The organism is Pectobacterium jejuense, assembly GCF_026800125.1.
Taxonomy (GTDB): domain Bacteria; phylum Pseudomonadota; class Gammaproteobacteria; order Enterobacterales; family Enterobacteriaceae; genus Pectobacterium; species Pectobacterium jejuense.
The window spans coordinates 569574-587074 of record NZ_JAPQKX010000001.1; the positions used below are offsets into that span (position 1 = coordinate 569574).

Annotated in this window: 15 protein-coding genes; 4 read left to right on the top strand and 11 right to left on the bottom strand. The window is 50.4% G+C overall.

Going from position 1 to position 17501, the window contains the following annotated elements:
* Nucleotides 1–168 precede the first annotated feature (168 nt).
* A complete protein-coding gene (pepT, locus tag NXT09_RS02565; protein ID WP_268578709.1) occupies nt 169–1401 on the top strand; it encodes a peptidase T in 1233 nt (410 codons plus the stop codon).
* Nucleotides 1402–1479: 78 nt separating this feature from the next.
* Here pepT and NXT09_RS02570 read toward each other — a convergent pair whose 3' ends face one another.
* The 8 genes from NXT09_RS02570 to rluE all read right to left on the bottom strand — a co-directional run bounded on the left by NXT09_RS02570 (nt 1480) and on the right by rluE (nt 9596).
* Nucleotides 1480–2601 carry a ribosomal protein uL16 3-hydroxylase gene (locus tag NXT09_RS02570; RefSeq protein ID WP_205550684.1) on the bottom strand — a complete coding sequence of 374 codons (1122 nt, stop codon included), beginning with the start codon at nt 2599–2601 and terminating at the stop codon, nt 1480–1482.
* Between the two features lie 135 nt (nt 2602–2736).
* Nucleotides 2737–4191, bottom strand: a complete 1455-nt coding sequence (gene phoQ, locus NXT09_RS02575; protein WP_268578710.1) for a two-component system sensor histidine kinase PhoQ — start codon at nt 4189–4191, stop codon at nt 2737–2739.
* Nucleotides 4188–4877 (bottom strand): two-component system response regulator PhoP, encoded by a 690-nt coding sequence (gene phoP, locus NXT09_RS02580; protein ID WP_205550680.1) that lies wholly within the window; start codon nt 4875–4877, stop codon nt 4188–4190. The genes phoQ and phoP overlap by 4 nt, the downstream gene beginning before the upstream one ends.
* A gap of 242 nt (nt 4878–5119) precedes the next feature.
* Nucleotides 5120–6490 carry an adenylosuccinate lyase gene (gene purB / locus NXT09_RS02585; RefSeq protein ID WP_039544634.1) on the bottom strand — a complete coding sequence of 457 codons (1371 nt, stop codon included), beginning with the start codon at nt 6488–6490 and terminating at the stop codon, nt 5120–5122.
* 148 nt (nt 6491–6638) lie between these two features.
* Complete coding sequence (gene hflD / locus NXT09_RS02590) at nt 6639–7277, bottom strand: high frequency lysogenization protein HflD (protein ID WP_268578711.1); 639 nt, start codon at nt 7275–7277, stop codon at nt 6639–6641.
* Nucleotides 7278–7279: 2 nt separating this feature from the next.
* Nucleotides 7280–8386, bottom strand: coding sequence for a tRNA 2-thiouridine(34) synthase MnmA (gene mnmA / locus NXT09_RS02595; RefSeq protein WP_268578712.1), 1107 nt, complete (start codon nt 8384–8386; stop codon nt 7280–7282).
* A gap of 144 nt (nt 8387–8530) precedes the next feature.
* Entirely contained in the window at nt 8531–8977 is a 447-nt protein-coding gene (locus tag NXT09_RS02600) for an NUDIX hydrolase (RefSeq protein ID WP_268578713.1), read from the bottom strand.
* Entirely contained in the window at nt 8970–9596 is a 627-nt protein-coding gene (gene rluE / locus NXT09_RS02605; RefSeq protein ID WP_268578894.1) for a 23S rRNA pseudouridine(2457) synthase RluE, read from the bottom strand. The genes NXT09_RS02600 and rluE overlap by 8 nt, the downstream gene beginning before the upstream one ends.
* 130 nt (nt 9597–9726) lie before the next feature.
* On the opposite strand from rluE, the gene icd reads away from it, so the two are divergent.
* Nucleotides 9727–10980, top strand: coding sequence for an NADP-dependent isocitrate dehydrogenase (gene icd, locus NXT09_RS02610; RefSeq protein WP_039286734.1), 1254 nt, complete (start codon nt 9727–9729; stop codon nt 10978–10980).
* 68 nt (nt 10981–11048) lie between these two features.
* Here icd and NXT09_RS02615 read toward each other — a convergent pair whose 3' ends face one another.
* The 3 genes from NXT09_RS02615 to NXT09_RS02625 all read right to left on the bottom strand — a co-directional run bounded on the left by NXT09_RS02615 (nt 11049) and on the right by NXT09_RS02625 (nt 14211).
* On the bottom strand, nt 11049–12158 hold the full coding sequence (locus NXT09_RS02615; protein WP_268578714.1) for a 4Fe-4S binding protein: 1110 nt from the start codon (nt 12156–12158) through the stop codon (nt 11049–11051).
* 466 nt (nt 12159–12624) lie between these two features.
* Nucleotides 12625–12975 (bottom strand): Mor transcription activator family protein, encoded by a 351-nt coding sequence (locus tag NXT09_RS02620; RefSeq protein ID WP_010275738.1) that lies wholly within the window; start codon nt 12973–12975, stop codon nt 12625–12627.
* A 501-nt stretch (nt 12976–13476) separates the two neighbouring features.
* Entirely contained in the window at nt 13477–14211 is a 735-nt protein-coding gene (locus tag NXT09_RS02625; protein ID WP_040032427.1) for an XRE family transcriptional regulator, read from the bottom strand.
* Between the two features lie 482 nt (nt 14212–14693).
* Between NXT09_RS02625 and NXT09_RS02630 the strand changes: the two genes are divergently transcribed.
* Both NXT09_RS02630 and NXT09_RS02635 read left to right on the top strand, forming a co-directional pair.
* The gene (locus tag NXT09_RS02630) at nt 14694–14870 is read left to right on the top strand and encodes a hypothetical protein (RefSeq protein WP_227528166.1); all 177 of its coding nucleotides are present in this window, start codon (nt 14694–14696) and stop codon (nt 14868–14870) included.
* Between the two features lie 380 nt (nt 14871–15250).
* Nucleotides 15251–17419 (top strand): sensor domain-containing phosphodiesterase, encoded by a 2169-nt coding sequence (locus NXT09_RS02635; RefSeq protein WP_268578716.1) that lies wholly within the window; start codon nt 15251–15253, stop codon nt 17417–17419.
* The last annotated feature ends 82 nt before the right edge of the window (nt 17420–17501 follow it).

The window sequence follows — 17501 nt, forward strand, 5'->3', positions numbered from 1 at the left end:
TTTCCCGATTGTTACCTGATTTGGGCATTCTTCGTGACGTGGTCATCGCTTTTTGGCCTGAATTCTGGTCTGCCGGTTTGTTAAATCGGAAAAAAACTGACCTGACGCAATATTTACCGTGGTAGCCCTATCCATAATGCCTTTCAGGGTTCAGGGGGCATAAATAAGATGGATAAATTACTCGACAGATTTTTGAATTACGTTTCGTTCGATACACAGTCTAAATCCGGCGTTCGGCAGGTGCCGAGCACCGACGGTCAGTTGAAACTGGCGCGTGCGTTGCAGCAGGAACTGCTCGAACTGGGATTTGAGCAAGTCGCGCTGAGCAAGCAGGGCTGCCTGATGGCGACGCTTCCAGCAAACGTTGCCTGGCCCGTTCCGGCCATTGGCTTTATTTCACATATGGATACGTCACCGGATTTTAGCGGCAAGAATGTTAATCCGCAGATTCTGGAAAACTACCGCGGCGGCGATATTGCCTTAGGCGTGGGAGATGAAGTGCTGTCTCCCGTGATGTTCCCGGTGTTACACCAGTTACTGGGGCACACGCTGATTACCACAGATGGCAAAACGCTGCTGGGGGCGGATGATAAAGCGGGGATCGCGGAAATTATTACCGCGCTGGTGCGTCTGAAGAAAAGCCAGCTCCCGCACGGCGATATTCGCATTGCGTTTACGCCTGATGAAGAAATTGGCAAGGGTGCTCAGTTTTTTGATGTCAACGCGTTTAACGCACAGTGGGCCTATACCGTGGACGGCGGCGGTGTCGGCGAGCTGGAGTATGAGAATTTTAATGCCGCATCGGTTCAGGTGAAAATCGTGGGCAATAATGTGCATCCCGGCAGTGCCAAAGGCGTGATGGTGAATGCGCTGACGCTGGCTTCTCGCTATCACCAGCATGTGCCAGAGAGTGAATCGCCGGAGCAGACGGACGGCTATCAGGGGTTCTATCATCTTCACACCATGAAAGGCTCTGTGGAGCGCGCAGACTTGCATTACATCGTCCGGGATTTTGACCGCAACGGCTTTGAACAGCGTAAACAGACGATGCTGGATATTGCGGAAAAGGTCGGCGCGGGGCTGCACCCGGATTGCTACATTGAAGTCACGATTACCGATACCTATTACAACATGCGTGAGCAGGTTGAGCAGCATCCGCACATTATTGCGTTGGCGCAGCAGGCGATGCGGGATTGTGATATTGAGCCGAATATGAAGCCGATACGCGGCGGCACCGACGGCGCGCACCTGTCATTTCAAGGGCTACCGTGCCCGAATCTGTTTACCGGCGGTTACAACTATCATGGCAAACATGAATTTGTCACGCTGGAAGGCATGGAAAAGGCTGTGTCTGTGATTATGCGCATTGCCGAACTGACGGCGCTGCGCGCGAAGCCGTAAGTGTTTCCATTTTGCAGAGATGAATAAGGCGGGATATTCCCGCCTTATCTTTGTACTAACCCGTATTCAAGATGGGTTTTAATCCGCGAAGTACCAGTAACCGCTGTTAATCAGAACGGTGAGCTGTGCGAGGAAAGAGGGATCTTCCAGCGCATCGCCCAGTTGTTCTGCACCAATAGCAGGATGCTCAGCCAGTGCAAACAGCGCCGCCTTGTGCGTACTGTTCACTTTTTCCCCGTTAACGAAGCAGCTATCGCCAACGCAGATGACTCGCAGGCCGCCTAAACGACGCAGTGGTTCGCCCTGTTGCAGATATTCATACACTTCGCCAGCTTGATAAGGTGGCTCCGGCGGTGAGAGATCGAGCTCGTGACGAGACTGGGAAATAAATTCACCAAACCAGTTTTGGAAATGCTCCGGTTGCTGCACCAGCTCCAGCATCATTTTTTGCAGCGCATCCAGTTCTTGCGGCAGTACGCTGGCGATATGATCGCGGGATGGAACATCGGGGTCGCTGTAGCGATAGCTGCCGAGTTCGCGGGAAAGCACATAATCCGCAAAGCCGCTGACCAGCTCGCGAGCATTCGGCGCTCGGAAACCCACCGAGTAGTTCAGCGAGTTTTCCAGCGAATAGCCTTCGTGCGGGAAACCCGGTGGAATATAGATGATATCGCCCGGTTCCAGTTCCTCATCGATAATCGCGTCAAACGGATCGACCTGAAGCAGGTCAGGGTGCGGACAGTGCTGCTTCATCGGTATTTTTTCACCGATGCGCCAGCGGCGGCGTCCCGTTCCCTGAATGATGAAAACATCATACTGATCCAGATGTGGCCCTACGCCACCGCCGGGAACGGAAAATGAAATCATCAAATCATCGGTGCGCCAGTCCGGCAGCTGTCGAAAGGGCTGCATCAAGGCAGAAGAGGGCTCGTGCCAGTGATCGACGGCCTGCACCAATAGCGACCAGTTACTTTCCCCCAGATGATCGTAGCTCTCGAAAGGACCGTGGCTGACCTGCCAGCGCCCGTTCTGATGGCTGACCAGACGGCTATCAACCTCGTTTTCCAACGCCAGACCGGCGAGCTCGTCGGGTGAAATCGGGTCGATAAAATTCGTGAAGCCGCCTTTAATCAGGAGCGGACGTTTTTGCCAGTAGTTCGCTAAAAAATCCTGCCAGTCGAGATTGAGCTGATAGTCCATACCGTTTTCCAGAAACTTGTTTTTGAGGAAATGACTGTTCTTGAAGATATGATTTTCCGTGAAATAATCAGTATTTTAAAACAATCAGTATTTTGGCGATAAGTATAGCGGAAGCATCGCGCGCTGTACTGCCTTTCACCCCTCATTCTGGCTCAGGTTCTGGCGTGAGAAAATAGCTTCGACTCGGGCACCGCCCAGTGCGCTATCGCTAATGAGGATCTCACCCTGATACTGTTCGATAATTTCGACGGCAACGGCAAGGCCGATACCTTGTCCGGGGCGCATACGGTCGGCGCGTTGCCCACGCAGGAAGATCATTTCACGCTTGTTTTCGTGGATGCCGGGGCCGTCGTCATCGATAATCAGATGCAGTTTGTGGTCGGAGTATTGCACGCTAATTTCGACAAACTCCAGACAGTACTTACAGGCGTTATCAAGAATATTGCCCAGCACTTCCATAAAATCATTCTTCTCACCGACGAAGGTCAGTTCGGGCGGAATATCGAGCGTCAACACCACGCCCTTGCGCTGATACACCTTATTCAGCGCGGAACACAGGCCATCCAGCAGCGCCGGAACCGAGTGCACTTCACGTATCAGCAGATTATGTTCAGAGCGCACGCTGGCGCGATGCAGGTAATAGCCAATCTGTTGCGAGATACGGCTGATCTGCGACAGCATAATAGGCTCAGCCTGATCGATAGTGATCTCTTTGCCGGTTCGCAGCGCACGTAATGTGGTCTGTAAAACCGCCAGCGGCGTTTTCAAACTGTGGGTGAGATCGGTGAGCGTTGTGCGGTACTTGTGATAGCGCTGCCGTTCGTTATTCAGCAGGATATTCAGGTTTTTCACCAGACTGAACAATTCGCGCGGTGGGTTTTCATCTAACTGATCGCGTGTGCCTTTTTCCAGCTCGGCGATCTGTTTCACCAGATGCTGAATAGGGCGCAGACTCCAGTGCGCGCCCAGCCAAAGCAGGGGAAGTACCAGCAGAAGGTTGGCGATCAACACATAGCTGAACCATTCCCACACCACGTCTTCCTGCTGGAGCTCCTGCGGGATGCGGTCAACCACAACAATCGTGATGGAAGGGAGATGATCGGTCCTCGGGTAAACGTTCACGGCGATGGAGTGCGTTAACGCATTGCTATGCGCGCCATTCAGCGCCCGCAGGCTGCTCAGTAGTAAGGTATTGCCCGTTAATACCGCGCTGCTGGTATCGGTGTCGGTATCTAACTCGTGATAGGCCGTTTTGTTCAGCCACTCAGGATTGATTAGCGCTTCCAGCTCGGGAACGTGCTTTTCGCGCCAGAGCACGTTGCCATGCTCATCGTATATCAACACCAGCGTGGGGAAATTGATGTCAACGTCGGGTGGCGTGACGATATTCAGCTGGTTGTCTCGCCACTGCGCAAGACTGTAGTAGAGGTTACTTTCGCCGCGTAGCAAACGGAATGAGGTTTTATCAAAGTTGACGCTGTACCCGATAATGGCGACGACGCCATAGGCGAGCGACAGCGCCAGCACGATGGCCGCTGTCGCGAGTAAAAAACGAATACGAAGCGAAAAGGGTAGCTTCTTATCGCTCATGCTGATCCTGGAGGGGTATCAATATCAAAGCGATATCCTTGTCCGCGCACGGTAGTGATCACATCCGGGGCTTCTGCCTGCTGAATTTTCTTGCGTAATCGCCCCATCAACACGTCGATGGTGTGGCTTTCCCGCAGTTCTGCATCGGGGTACAGCTGTAACATCAGCGACTCTTTACTGACGACTTTGCCTTTATTGCGAATCAACGTCTCGATAATCGTGTATTCAAACGCGGTCAGCTTGATTGGGCCGCCGTGGATCATCAACTCGCGGCGCGATAAGTCGATCTCAAAGGGCGGCAGGCTGATAACCTGCGATGCCAGCCCGCTGTTGCGCCGCATCAGTGCCTGCAAGCGTGCCACAACTTCTTCCATATGGAACGGCTTGGTCACGTAATCGTCCGCACCGGCTTCCAGCACTGCAACTTTGTCCTGCCAGCCTTCACGGGCGGTCAGCACTAGAATCGGGAGCTTGACCTGATGGGTGCGCCAGCGACGGATCATGCTCATGCCGTCTTCGTCGGGTAGCCCGAGGTCGACAATGGCGATATCCGGCATATTCTCATGCAGAAAATAATCCGCTTCTTTGGCGTCTGACGCCGCGTCAACCTGATGCCCCATTTCGTTCATCTGAACGGTTAAATGGTGGCGCAATAATACATTATCTTCAACGACCAGAATTCGCATCGCTATATCCTCTGTCGAATAGATAGAATCATATTTATCAAAATACCTTGATGCACTCTATCTTCCACGTATGTCGCCCCCGCGTATCAACATTATACGCAGAGAACGTTATTTATTTTATTTGTTAAATTATCCACAGGGAGAATAAACCGGGTATAAACAGGCTGGAAATGGTTGGTTTTATGCAAAACTGGCGGGCAGGGCGCCCGCCAGAGAGAGGTCACGTTCGGGTCTGAGAACGGTTATTTCAGGTCATCGACCATAGCGATAGCACGGCCGATATAGTTGGCTGGTGTCATCGCCTTCAGGCGCGTTTTTTCCGCTTCTGGCAATTCCAGACCATCAATAAATTCCTGAATACCGGCAGCATCAACACGTTTGCCACGCGTCAGCTCTTTCAGCTTCTCGTACGGCTTTTCAATTCCGTAGCGGCGCATCACTGTTTGGATTGGCTCTGCCAATACTTCCCAGTTGTGATCAAGTTCGTCAGCCAGACGATCGCGGTTCACTTCCAGTTTGCTGATGCCTTTCATCGTGGCCTGATACGCAATCAGCGCATAGCCCACGCCGACGCCCAGATTACGCAGTACGGTAGAGTCAGTGAGGTCACGCTGCCAACGGGAAACCGGCAGTTTGCTAGCCAGATGTCCCAGAACGGCATTCGCCAGACCCAGGTTGCCTTCCGAGTTTTCGAAGTCAATCGGGTTAACTTTATGCGGCATGGTGGAGGAACCGATTTCGCCAGCAATAGTCTTCTGCTTGAAGTGATTCAGGGCAATGTAGCCCCAAATATCACGGTCAAAGTCGATCAAAATCGTGTTGAAACGCGCGATGCAGTCAAACAGCTCAGCGATGTAATCGTGCGGTTCGATCTGCGTGGTGTACGGGTTCCAGTTGATACCCAGTGAGGTAACAAAGCTTTCGCTGAACTGGTGCCAATCCACTTCCGGGTAGGCTGCCAGATGGGCGTTATAGTTACCGACGGCACCATTAATCTTGCCCAGAATCTCAACCTGTTGCAGTTGGCGATATTGGCGGTCCATACGGTAAGCCACGTTAGCGAACTCTTTACCGATGGTGGATGGCGTAGCGGGCTGGCCGTGTGTACGGGAAAGCAGCGGGATATCGCGGTATTCCTGTGCCAGCGTTTTCAGCGCATCAATGATTTGACGCCAGTGCGGCAGGATGACATCGCGGCGAGCGGTATCCAGCATCAGCGCATGAGACAGGTTATTGATGTCTTCTGAAGTACAGGCGAAGTGGATGAATTCGTTGACGGCGTGCAGCGCCGGAATCGCGGCAACTTTCTCTTTCAGGAAATACTCAACGGCTTTCACGTCGTGGTTGGTCGTACGCTCGATCGTTTTAATGCGGGCCGCATCTTCTTCACTGAATTCGGCGACAATTTTATCAAGGAAAGCGTTTGCGTCAGCGTCAAATGCAGGAACTTCCTGGATCTCTGCACAGGCCGCCAGTTTTTGCAGCCAACGTACTTCAACCTGCACACGGAATTTCAGCAAACCGAATTCGCTGAAAATGGTGCGCAACGTGCTGACTTTATCGCCGTAGCGTCCATCGATAGGGGAAACGGCGGTCAGTGAGGATAATTCCATCGCAAGCAACTCCTGAGATTGGTTTCAATAACGATTAATTTCAATAAAAACGATTAATTTCAGTAAGGACAATGAGTTATTAACAATAATCCATTTCGTGACGCTGGCGTTACTCACACCAGCGTCGCTCATAGCGGCAAGAATACCATCAATCGGATGGGCAACGCGCCAATATCTGTTTTGCTTCTTTAACCAACTTGCCGCGTGAGAGCATCAGCTGTAAGCGTCCGCCGCCAATTTGCTGCCAGAGCACCGCAGAGCGGATTCCGGCCAGCAGCGCCGCGCGCACTTTCGCCTGTACCTGGCTGTTTTTCAGCACTTCCGGGGAACCGGTAACCTGAATACGTGGCCCCAGCGTACTGATGACATCCACATAAATCGCCGCCAGCGCGCTCACAATCGTTTCGGAGAGCAGGTCAAAATGCTCCAGTTGGCGTTCCAACTGCCCGATGCGTTTGCCCAATTCGTCAAGCGCGGCAGACTTCGCATTCAGCTTGCGCTCTAGCGCAATCAGGCTGAAAGCGTAGCGTGATAGTTCTGCACCCGCGCCTTTGTTGCTGCTGGTATTCAGAATCCCTAACAGCGTATCCAGCCCAACTTTCAGGTTTTGCTCGTCATTGCCGTAAACGGCCAACGTGGACGCCGGATTGAGATTCAAAACGCTGTTCAGCGAGGTATGCAGCACATCGTTATTACAGCTACCGGTATGGGCCAACTGCTGGACTACATACGCCGATTGGCAAATGCCTGCTAACGCCAGCGTAATGTCATGATAGTTCTTAGCCACGGTTACTCCTGTAAGCGTTCTTCAATGATGGCGCCGCCAAGGCAAACGTCGTCCAGATAAAAGACGGCGGATTGGCCCGGAGTCACGGCTGCGACAGGCTCATCAAAACGCACGGTAATGCGATCGTCGCCCAGTGGCGTGACGGTGCAGGGGATATCCGCCTGACGATAACGGGTTTTCACCGTACAACGTAATTCAGCGGTGAGCGGCTGACGATCGACCCAGTGTAACTGCTGTGCGATTAAACCGTACGACATCAGGCGAGGGTGTTCGTGACCCTGAGCGACATAAAGAATATTGTTGGCGACATCTTTATCCACCACGTACCAAGGGTCTTCGCCGCCGTCTTTGACGCCGCCAATACCAAGACCTTTGCGTTGCCCCAGCGTGTGGTACATCAGCCCTTGATGCTGTCCCATCGGTTTGTTGTCATCGACGGACAGAATCGGACCCGGCTGTGCGGGCAGGTAGCGCGCCAGAAAATCGGTGAATTTGCGCTCACCGATGAAGCAAATACCGGTAGAGTCTTTTTTCTTCGCGGTTGCCAGTTCCAGCTCTTCGGCAATTTTACGAACCTGCGGTTTTTCCAGCTCACCGACCGGGAACAGGCTCTGTGCGATCTGCTCGTGGCTCAGCGTATAAAGAAAATAGCTCTGGTCTTTGTTGCCGTCCATGCCGCGTAGCAAACGGCTCTTACCGTCAACGTCGTGACGACGGACATAGTGGCCTGTCGCGATGTAGTCTGCCCCGAGATCCTCGGCGGCGAACTCCAGGAAGGCTTTGAATTTGATTTCTTTGTTGCACAGGATATCGGGGTTGGGGGTACGGCCCGCTTTGTATTCTTCAAGGAAGAGTTCAAACACGTTATCCCAATATTCAGCGGCAAAGTTGACGGTATGTAATTCGATACCCAGCTTGTCGCAAACGGCCTGCGCATCGGCAAGATCGGTGGCCGCTGAGCAATACTCTGTGTCGTCGTCCTCTTCCCAGTTCTTCATGAACAGGCCTTCAACATGATAGCCCTGTTGCTGTAACAGGTAAGCGGAAACGGAGGAATCAACACCGCCGGACATACCGACAATCACTTTTTTCTGGCTGTTATCTGACATGGAAGTCTCACGAACTGAAATTTACTGACGCATTGATGCGAAAAACAAGCGGCATATTTTAGCATGTTGAGCCGAGGGCTGCATCGCTATTCCTGCCGCGCAGTGGTCAGGCCATTCACGGCAGGTTTATAAACAGACCTCTGTCTAAAAAGGCCAGTTGAACGCACCCAATACGGTTAACGGATAGCGTTCTGGCTGCTGATAGCAGCGAATACTTTCGGCCACCAGCGGTGAACGAAGCTGGCGAGAATGCAGAATTTCCTCGGCGGTCAGCCAGCGGCAGCATTCGATATCGCTGTCGTGCGGCTGGGTGTCGACCCGCGTAGGCAGATCGAGCGCGAAGCAAAAGCGTAAAAACGGCGTGTTATCGGGTGCGATCCATTGGTGCAGACGCAAGAAGCTTTGCGGTGTAGCCTGAATGCCCGTTTCTTCCCACAGCTCACGGCTTGCAGCCTGAATCAGCGTCTCATCGGCTTCCAGATGACCCGCAGGCTGGTTCCACAATAATTTATCGTTAATTAACTCTTCGACGAGCAGAAAATGGTTTTCGGCCTGTACCACACAGGCGACTGTCACATGGGGTTTAAACATCCATTATCTCCTTCCATTCTCCGGGTAACAGGTTTTCTACGGTCTGATTGGCCATGCCGTATCGAATCAGACGCAAGGTAGGATACCCGATATTTGCCGTCATACGACGAACTTGCCGATTACGGCCTTCATACAGCGTGATTTTTAACCAGCAGTCGGGAATGCTTTTACGCTCGCGTATGGGAGGATTGCGTGGCCACAGCCAGTTGGGTTCCGGTACGATCTCCGCGCCGGCGGGTAGCGTTTTGCCGTCATTCAGATCTAAACCCGTACGAAAGCGCGTCAATGCGGCGTCGTCAGGAATACCTTCGACCTGAACATAGTAAGTTTTGGCCGTTTTTTGCGTCGGTTGGGTCAGTCGAGCCTGAAGTTTGCCGTCATTGGTGAGAATCATCAGGCCTTCGCTGTCGCGATCCAGACGCCCGGCGGCATAAATACCGCTAATCGGAATATAATCTTTCAGCGTGCGGCGTCCGGCTTCATCAGTGAATTGCGGTAGCACATCGAAGGGTTTATTGAACAAAACGATGCGGCGCGGCGCGTTGTCAGGCTGCCTTTTTCTTGCCGACTGTGAGCTGAATCGTTTAACTTTGTGATTTTTAACAGAGAATTTATTCATCATCTTTATAGTCGCGGATAACAAAAGCATTATACTCAAATGGTTTGCGATTGGCGCGGGCTAAATATTCAAGTAGTATTGACACGCATCTTACAAGTCATTAACAAAATTGCGCTCGAAGGAGAGGTTAATGGAAAGCAAAGTAGTTGTACCGACAGAAGGTCAGAAAATCACGGTTGACGCTCAAGGCAAACTGGTTGTTCCAAACAATCCGGTCATTCCGTTTATCGAAGGCGACGGCATCGGTATCGATGTAACGCCAGCCATGATCAACGTCGTTGACGCCGCCGTGAAGAAAGCCTATCAGGGCAAGCGCGCGATTTCCTGGATGGAAATCTATACGGGTGAAAAATCCACGCAAGTCTACGGTAAAGATGTTTGGCTGCCGGAAGAAACACTGGATTTGATCCGTGAATACCGTGTGGCGATTAAGGGCCCGCTGACAACGCCAGTCGGTGGTGGTATTCGTTCTTTGAACGTTGCACTGCGCCAACAGTTGGATCTGTATGTTTGCCTGCGTCCGGTACGCTACTACGAAGGTACACCTAGCCCGGTTAAACAGCCTGAGCTGACCGACATGGTGATCTTCCGCGAAAACGCCGAAGACATCTATGCAGGTATCGAGTGGAAAGCGGGTTCTGCTGAAGCAGACAAAGTGATCAAATTCCTGCGTGAAGAAATGGGCGTTAACAAAATCCGTTTCCCTGAGCAGTGTGGTATCGGCGTGAAGCCGTGTTCCGAAGAAGGTACTAAACGTCTGGTTCGCGCCGCAATCGAATACGCGATCACCAACGACCGTGATTCCGTCACGTTGGTACACAAAGGCAACATCATGAAATTCACCGAAGGCGCGTTCAAAGACTGGGGATACCAGTTGGCGCGTGAAGAATTCGGCGGTGAGCTGATCGATGGTGGCCCGTGGGTGAAAATCAAGAACCCGAACACTGGCAAAGAGATCGTAGTAAAAGACGTGATCGCCGATGCGTTCCTGCAACAAATCCTGCTGCGTCCTGCTGAATACGATGTCATCGCCTGTATGAACCTGAACGGTGACTACATTTCTGATGCCCTGGCTGCACAGGTTGGCGGTATCGGTATTGCACCGGGCGCGAACATCGGTGACGAATGCGCACTGTTTGAAGCCACGCACGGTACTGCACCGAAATATGCGGGTCAGGACAAAGTGAACCCAGGTTCCGTGATTCTGTCTGCTGAAATGATGTTACGTCACCTGCAATGGTTCGAAGCGGCTGACTTGATTGTTAAAGGCGTTGAAGGCGCGATCAAGAACAAGACCGTGACTTACGATTTCGAACGTCTGATGGAAGGCGCGAAGCTGCGTAAATGTAGCGAATTCGCTCAAGACATCATCGACAATATGTAATCTGCTATTCAGTGCAGATGAAAATCAGGGGCCAATTTGGCCCCTTTTTCTTTATGGGTGACCATACTTTATGGATGGCCAATACTTTGTGAGCCGGGGATGAGCCGGAAATACATGTGTTCGGGAATCGGGCTGTCCCAGCCGCCGATGTACATCGCAAAGCCGATCATGCCGAAAAGGATGCCGAGCACCAGTACCGTCATCGTGATACCGGACAGTGCAGTGTGTCGCCATAGCGGTTTGGTTGTTTCGCTGCCTTTTGCCTGTGAACCCGAGGGCTTCGTCAGCGAAAAATGAAGCGTCGATGCCACCGGGCAGGATTCGACGCAGGTCATGCAGGCCGTGCATTCCGCTGTTCTCACTTGAATGAGCTTATCCACCGGGATGTTAGACGGGCAGGCCTTGGCGCACTTACCGCAATCGATACAGCTGGTGGCATTACGGCGAATCTTGAAAGGCGACAGCAGCGAAAATACCCCCATGAGCGCACCGTAGGGACAAAGGTAGCGACACCAAAAATGGCGGACGAACAGGCTGACAAATGTAAAAAGAAAAACGCAGACTAACGTGATGGTGCCGATATTGCGGAAGAAACCGAGCATTTTGACGTCGGCGATCAAACCGTAGGGTGACATCAGGAACATATAAATGCCCTGTGCTGGCATGGATAAGGCGATATAGAGGAAAAAACCTAATAATAGATATTTCAGGCTGCGCAGTGGAATATCCAGCCACTTCGGAAGAATGAAGTGACGGCCAAATATTTTTTTCCCCAATGCGCCTACCCACTCGGAAATTGTGCCGATAGGGCACAGCCAGGAGCAGAACGATTTCTTCAGCAACAGGCTGGTGAGAACAAATGCGAGAAGTAATAGCATTGACGCAAGGTGGATAGGGGGAAAATTACCTGTTTCCCACGTGAATTTAACGTTCATCAATCCGGCAATTGGCAGCCAGCCTTCTATGCCGCCTGGCCTCGACATATAAAGGCTCGTGCCGCCAGTTTCAAAGTAGCGTACCCAAAAATAGAAGGTGATGCCGATATAAACGTTAATCGCCAATAGCAGAATTTGCGTCGCTCTGCGCCAGGTCAGGGCGTTGCGCCAGTCATTCCAGGGAAGTTTACCGCCAGTGGTTCCGGGGCGGCGTTGCCACCGCTTTCTTGCTTTCTCACTCATTGCTCTCAATTGCCCCCATTTATTTTTTTCACTCGGCGCTTTCAATACACCGAAGGGATCGTGGGGCAACGTTATCACGCTCAGAATGGTTAAAAATTGATTTGTGCATTGTAAATGCATGTTTGTTGTTTTTTTAGCTGATTGATTTGAATAAGAAGAGAGGGGCAAGAGAGCAGAAGGGCGATTTTTTCTAAGAGCAAGATGAGAGATATAAAAAAGAATGGATACGCAAACGTACCCATTCTATTAATTACCAGACGGTATTATTTTTGAATATATCTGTCATGCTTCAAATTGCATGTGTGGTCCGGCATCAACGTATAGGAATGCCTTGCTACATTTGCACAATTCTCATGACGTAGGTTATTTTTTATTAAAAGCAAAAAATTATAGTTGTTATTAAATAATCTTTTTTTATTGTTTTCTTTTAATTATCACCTGGGTTTTTAATTCATGGCTTTTTAGATTATGCCTGAGTGTGCTGTTTTGCCTGTAGTTCCTCTTTTCGCATCGTTCTGACAATTTTATAAATCCATTGCAGCGAGACATTATATTTTTTAGCCAGCGCGCTGTGATTGCGTCCGTCAAACTCTTCATAGATTTGAAGATCGCGTTGAGACGCGCGCCAGGAGATTCCCATCGGGAAATAAACGTTTTGTCCGCCCCATACGGTCATCATATGTTTGGCAACGGCATTGCCGACCAGCTCGGCGGTTTGTGGATCCAACTCCGTGACGGTTTTAACCGTATCGGCAACGTGTTGAGAAAGCTCGACCAGAAGCTCAGGACCTTTACTGCGAAATTGTGGCTCAGTCATAAATCACCCTATTGTTATGTGTGTTGTTACTGACGTGAAAACTGGGTTGTTACCTTTGCAGAGACTTCCCTGCTGCTATGTGTTTATTTAAAACTATAGTTGTTTTCATGTCAACATCTTTAGTTTTAATTTAAGTTGTTTTTGGTTGTAAAAAGAAATGACAACAGGAAGGGCTACACGCAAAAGAGGCCGATGAGGGACAAAAAAAATCCCGCCACAGGGCGGGAAAGGAACAACATAGACAGGGTGAATAACACAACATCAACAAGGGTTGATGAAACAATAGCACGGTGATTGTATAAAACTGTTGCGCGTAGGTAAGGTTACTTGGGCGGGGGTAAACGTTTTTTAGCGCTGAAACGTTTGTTGATAAAGCGGTTACTCACAACTCTTTTATAGGCAAAATATTTGTTGATAAAACAAACCGGTGTCCGTATCGGTCCACCGGTTTTGATGAGAAGAAAAGAGAGCGCTATAGCGCGGGATACCGCCAGTATCGGGCTATAGCAGCACCGAATACCAGAACACGCGGCCAATGATCTCGACGTCAGATTCGTAGGCTTCTTCATCAGTCTCGCGATTGAAGCTATGGATGACGAGAAGACCGCCCGGTTTGCGGTAAAGTTGTTTGATTCGTTTTAATTTGTCGTTGCCGCCGCCTTCCTGAGCGATGGCGTAGAGCTTTCCATCAATGATGCGTTTGTTGTTAGTATCAACCGCAACGGTGGTGCCATCAGGAATGATGGGTTCCATACTGTCGCCCGCTGCCGGGAAACAAAGAACGCCTGAACCGTCCGTATTTGCACCCACCTTACGCAGCGTAGCTTTGGAGAAACGGAGCTTAAAGCCGTTGTAATCCTCACTTTGAATGCGTCCGTCACCGCAGGCAAACTCAATATCCTTTAAAAAAGGCACTTCCACCTCGTCCTCTGATAGTTCTGTTGTGCTGTCCCAAGCTGATACGGTGCCCCATTCGGATTTTGGCGGAATGCTGGGTTCCTGAAGCGAGCGAGTGACTTCGCTGCTACGCATTGGGTCTTCGCCGTTTGCCAGCCATTCAGGGCGAACATGTAGTGCATTGGAAAGCTCAACAATTTTGGTTGTCTGCGACGCTTTCCCCACCTCGATCTTCTGTATGGCGGCCTGAGATACGCCAATCATGTCGCCAAGTGCTTTTTGGCTAAGCCCTTGTGCAGTTCTGGCGGTCTTTAATCGTTCTGCAAGTGTCGTTTTCATTCGTTCAATGTACAACCTAGGTTGTCATTTATCAAGCGGGTATTAATCTTGTTTAAAAAAACCACCGCCGTTCGTCATTAACGCATGCAATAGTCACGCATGAATACAACTTTGAATACGATTTTAGTTGTTATTCTATGACGCGAATCCTGTGTGACTGGATGAGATAGCGTCGGCATCCCTAAGCGCTATCGCTTGATTATCAAAAATCCTAATAAGTAGCAGGCAGTCATAGTATCGCCTTATTCCACCGCCTGATTTGCTTTAAACGTGTGAGTCACTTGATCTAAATCACAATCTGGCTGTATGCATTTTGCTCTTATGGAAATCCCGCTGTGGGAAATATAACCAATAAATTCGTTTCATTAAGCATACGCATGACTGCGTGTCGCGGAGGATGTATGTCTGTAATTCGCACGTGTTTAAGTCTGTTTGGTGGTGATACGGTAATTGTTCGGTGTACAAATACCTTTGAAGTGAAAATGAGCAGTAGTGAACAGGAAACCATGACCGAAGAGAATAGTGCTACGCAGGATTCGATTTGCCGTCATGCAGAAGGCGAAGTGTATTTAACGGTGCCTTATACCGGGATTTGGGATGTCGTGATCCGAGCGAAAAATGACACGCCTGAGCATTCAATAACCTATTTCCCCGCCTGATGACGCTCTGGTTGGTTATATTCTGTTAATAACTTGATAATACGTTGTCGTTATCTGGTCATGAGTACTTGAATATACCAACCTTCCCCTTCCTTTTCTTCCCTCATTGCTCAACGTTGTGAGTACGTCGGTATCTTTCTATTTCGTTTTTCATCTATTATCTTAATTGATGCTTCCACTTGTTATTATTCATGATTCGCAGGGGTGATAGAGTCTGGATCTTTTGCCATACTCATACTCAGCCTTGACTCTTGGCAAGATAGGGGGGGATTTTCTAACGTTGGCTTGCTGTTCTTATCGTGCTCATTGCTGCAACATTTTGGATTTATAGCTAAATTTTTGTCTAATCTGAACATTAATACGATGGGAGGGGGGAACCCATGAGTCGTGCCCCAATAAGCAAAGATGAAGACAAACGTCTTGCTGCTCTTCGTGAGTATGGAGTTAAGAACGTATTATTCGACCCGAGTCTGAGTAACCTGATTAGTCTGGCCGCTAACATCTTCAGCGTGCCTATCGTTTTGGTATCGTTGGTCGAGGCTGAACGCCAACTGTTTGCCGCTAGCGTGGGCGTTCCTTTTTGCGAAACGCCTCGCGATATCTCTTTTTGCGCGCATACGATCCTAAAGAAAAAAATCATGGTCGTGCCCGATGCCCTCAAGGATGCGCGTTTTAAAAATAACCCGCTGGTTGTGGGCGTTCCCTACATTCGTTTTTATGCCGGCATTCCATTAATTACGCCGTCCGGGCATGCCATCGGCACCTTGTGCATTATCGATTTGAAACCCAGAACGACATTCACCAAACGTGATGAGCATAATTTGCAGGATCTGGCTTCATTAGTCATGGACAAGCTGGAAATGCGACGTCTGGAACTGGCGCGAAAAGCCAGTCAGGTGCGTTTTGAAAATATTGCTAATACCTCGCCCGATACCATTTTGTGCGTTAATGAGAAGGGGATGATCACCTTCTGGAATACCGCCGCTGAGCACATGCTGGAATATACTGACGAGGAGATTATTGGCCGCAGTATTAATACCATCGTGCCCGATGCCTTTGTCGTGCAGCTCAATCATCTGGTCACCGATCGCGATTCGCTGATGAAAGGCGTGACGCTGGAACTGAACGTTCAAGCCAAAAGCGGTAGCCTGGTTCCAGTCGAATTGTCGGTTTCGATGTGGGAAGACAACGCCAATATTAGCTATGGCGCGATATTGCGTGACATTACAGAACGGCGACGGAATGAAGAGCGGCTGTTCTTACTCGCGCATCTGGATCCACTCACCGGATTGGCAAACCGCACGCTGCTGACATCCAATCTGGAAACTGCACTAAAGAATGAACCTGCGGTTTGTATCATGATGGTCGATCTGGACGGGTTTAAGGATGTGAATGACAGTCTGGGGCATTCCAGCGGCGATAATATTCTGGTGCATGTCGCCAAAAAAATAAAAGCTACGGTTCGCTCTGGTGATGTTGTGGCGCGAATGGGCGGGGATGAGTTTGCGCTGCTGTTCCCCGGCCTGAGTGACAAAAAGGTCGCGGGCAAAATTGCCGAACAAATTATTCATGAAATTTCGCAGGCGATGATTATTGACGATCATCAAATCAATATTAGTGCCAGCATTGGTGCGGTGCTGTACCCAGAATATGGGCTGACCGTGCAGGACCTGTTGACCAGCGCGGATCTGGCGCTGTATCAGGCGAAATCTGAAGGTCGAAACTGCTACCGCTTTTTTACGCGCGAGCTGCTTGAGGTCTTTCAGGCTAAGCATGCCTTCCAGTTAGAATTTGTGCGTGCTTACGAGCAGCATGAGTTTGAGATGTTCTACCAGCCACAGGTCAAACTGGCGACGAATGAGATTGTTGGTGCCGAGGCGCTGCTGCGCTGGCGTCATCCGGAAAGAGGGCTGCTTAGCCCCGCGGCCTTTCTTACCGCACTGGAAAACGGCCCGTGGGCAGAACGCGTCGGTGATTGGATCGTCGAAACGGCATGCCGGCAGGCGGCGGAATGGAGCCAGGCGAGCGACAGCTATTTTCGTATCAGCATTAATCTTTTCAGCGCACAGTTTCGTACCGGTATGTTGGCGCAAAAGATTATGGATATTCTTGCGCGTACCGGGTTACAGCCAGGTTCGCTGGAGCTGGAAATCACGGAAAATATCATCCTGCGTTACGATGAAAGTATGCTGCAGCCGTTAAATACGCTGCGTGAAGCGGGAATCGGTATTGCTTTTGATGATTATGGCACGGGCTATGCGTCGCTCAGCATGCTTAAAAACTACCCGGTGACTCGGCTGAAAATCGATCAAACGTTTGTCAGAACTATGTGCGAGTCTCCGCCGGATGCGGCGATTGTTCGAGCGATCCTGTATCTCGGGAAAAGTTTCGGTCTGGGGGTGATTGCCGAAGGGGTCGAAACATTAGAGCAGAGCGAGCGTCTGCGGGGTAAAGGGTGTGAGGAAGCGCAGGGATATCTGTTTGGACATCCAATGCCTGCCGAGGAATTCACCCAGTTACTGAAACTGAATAAGCCAATAGACGTTTAAGCAAGACAGACGTTTAGACAAGATAGACGAACGGCGGTTTTACCATCCAGCCTTACCAGAAAGCCAGCGCCAGCTGGCTTTC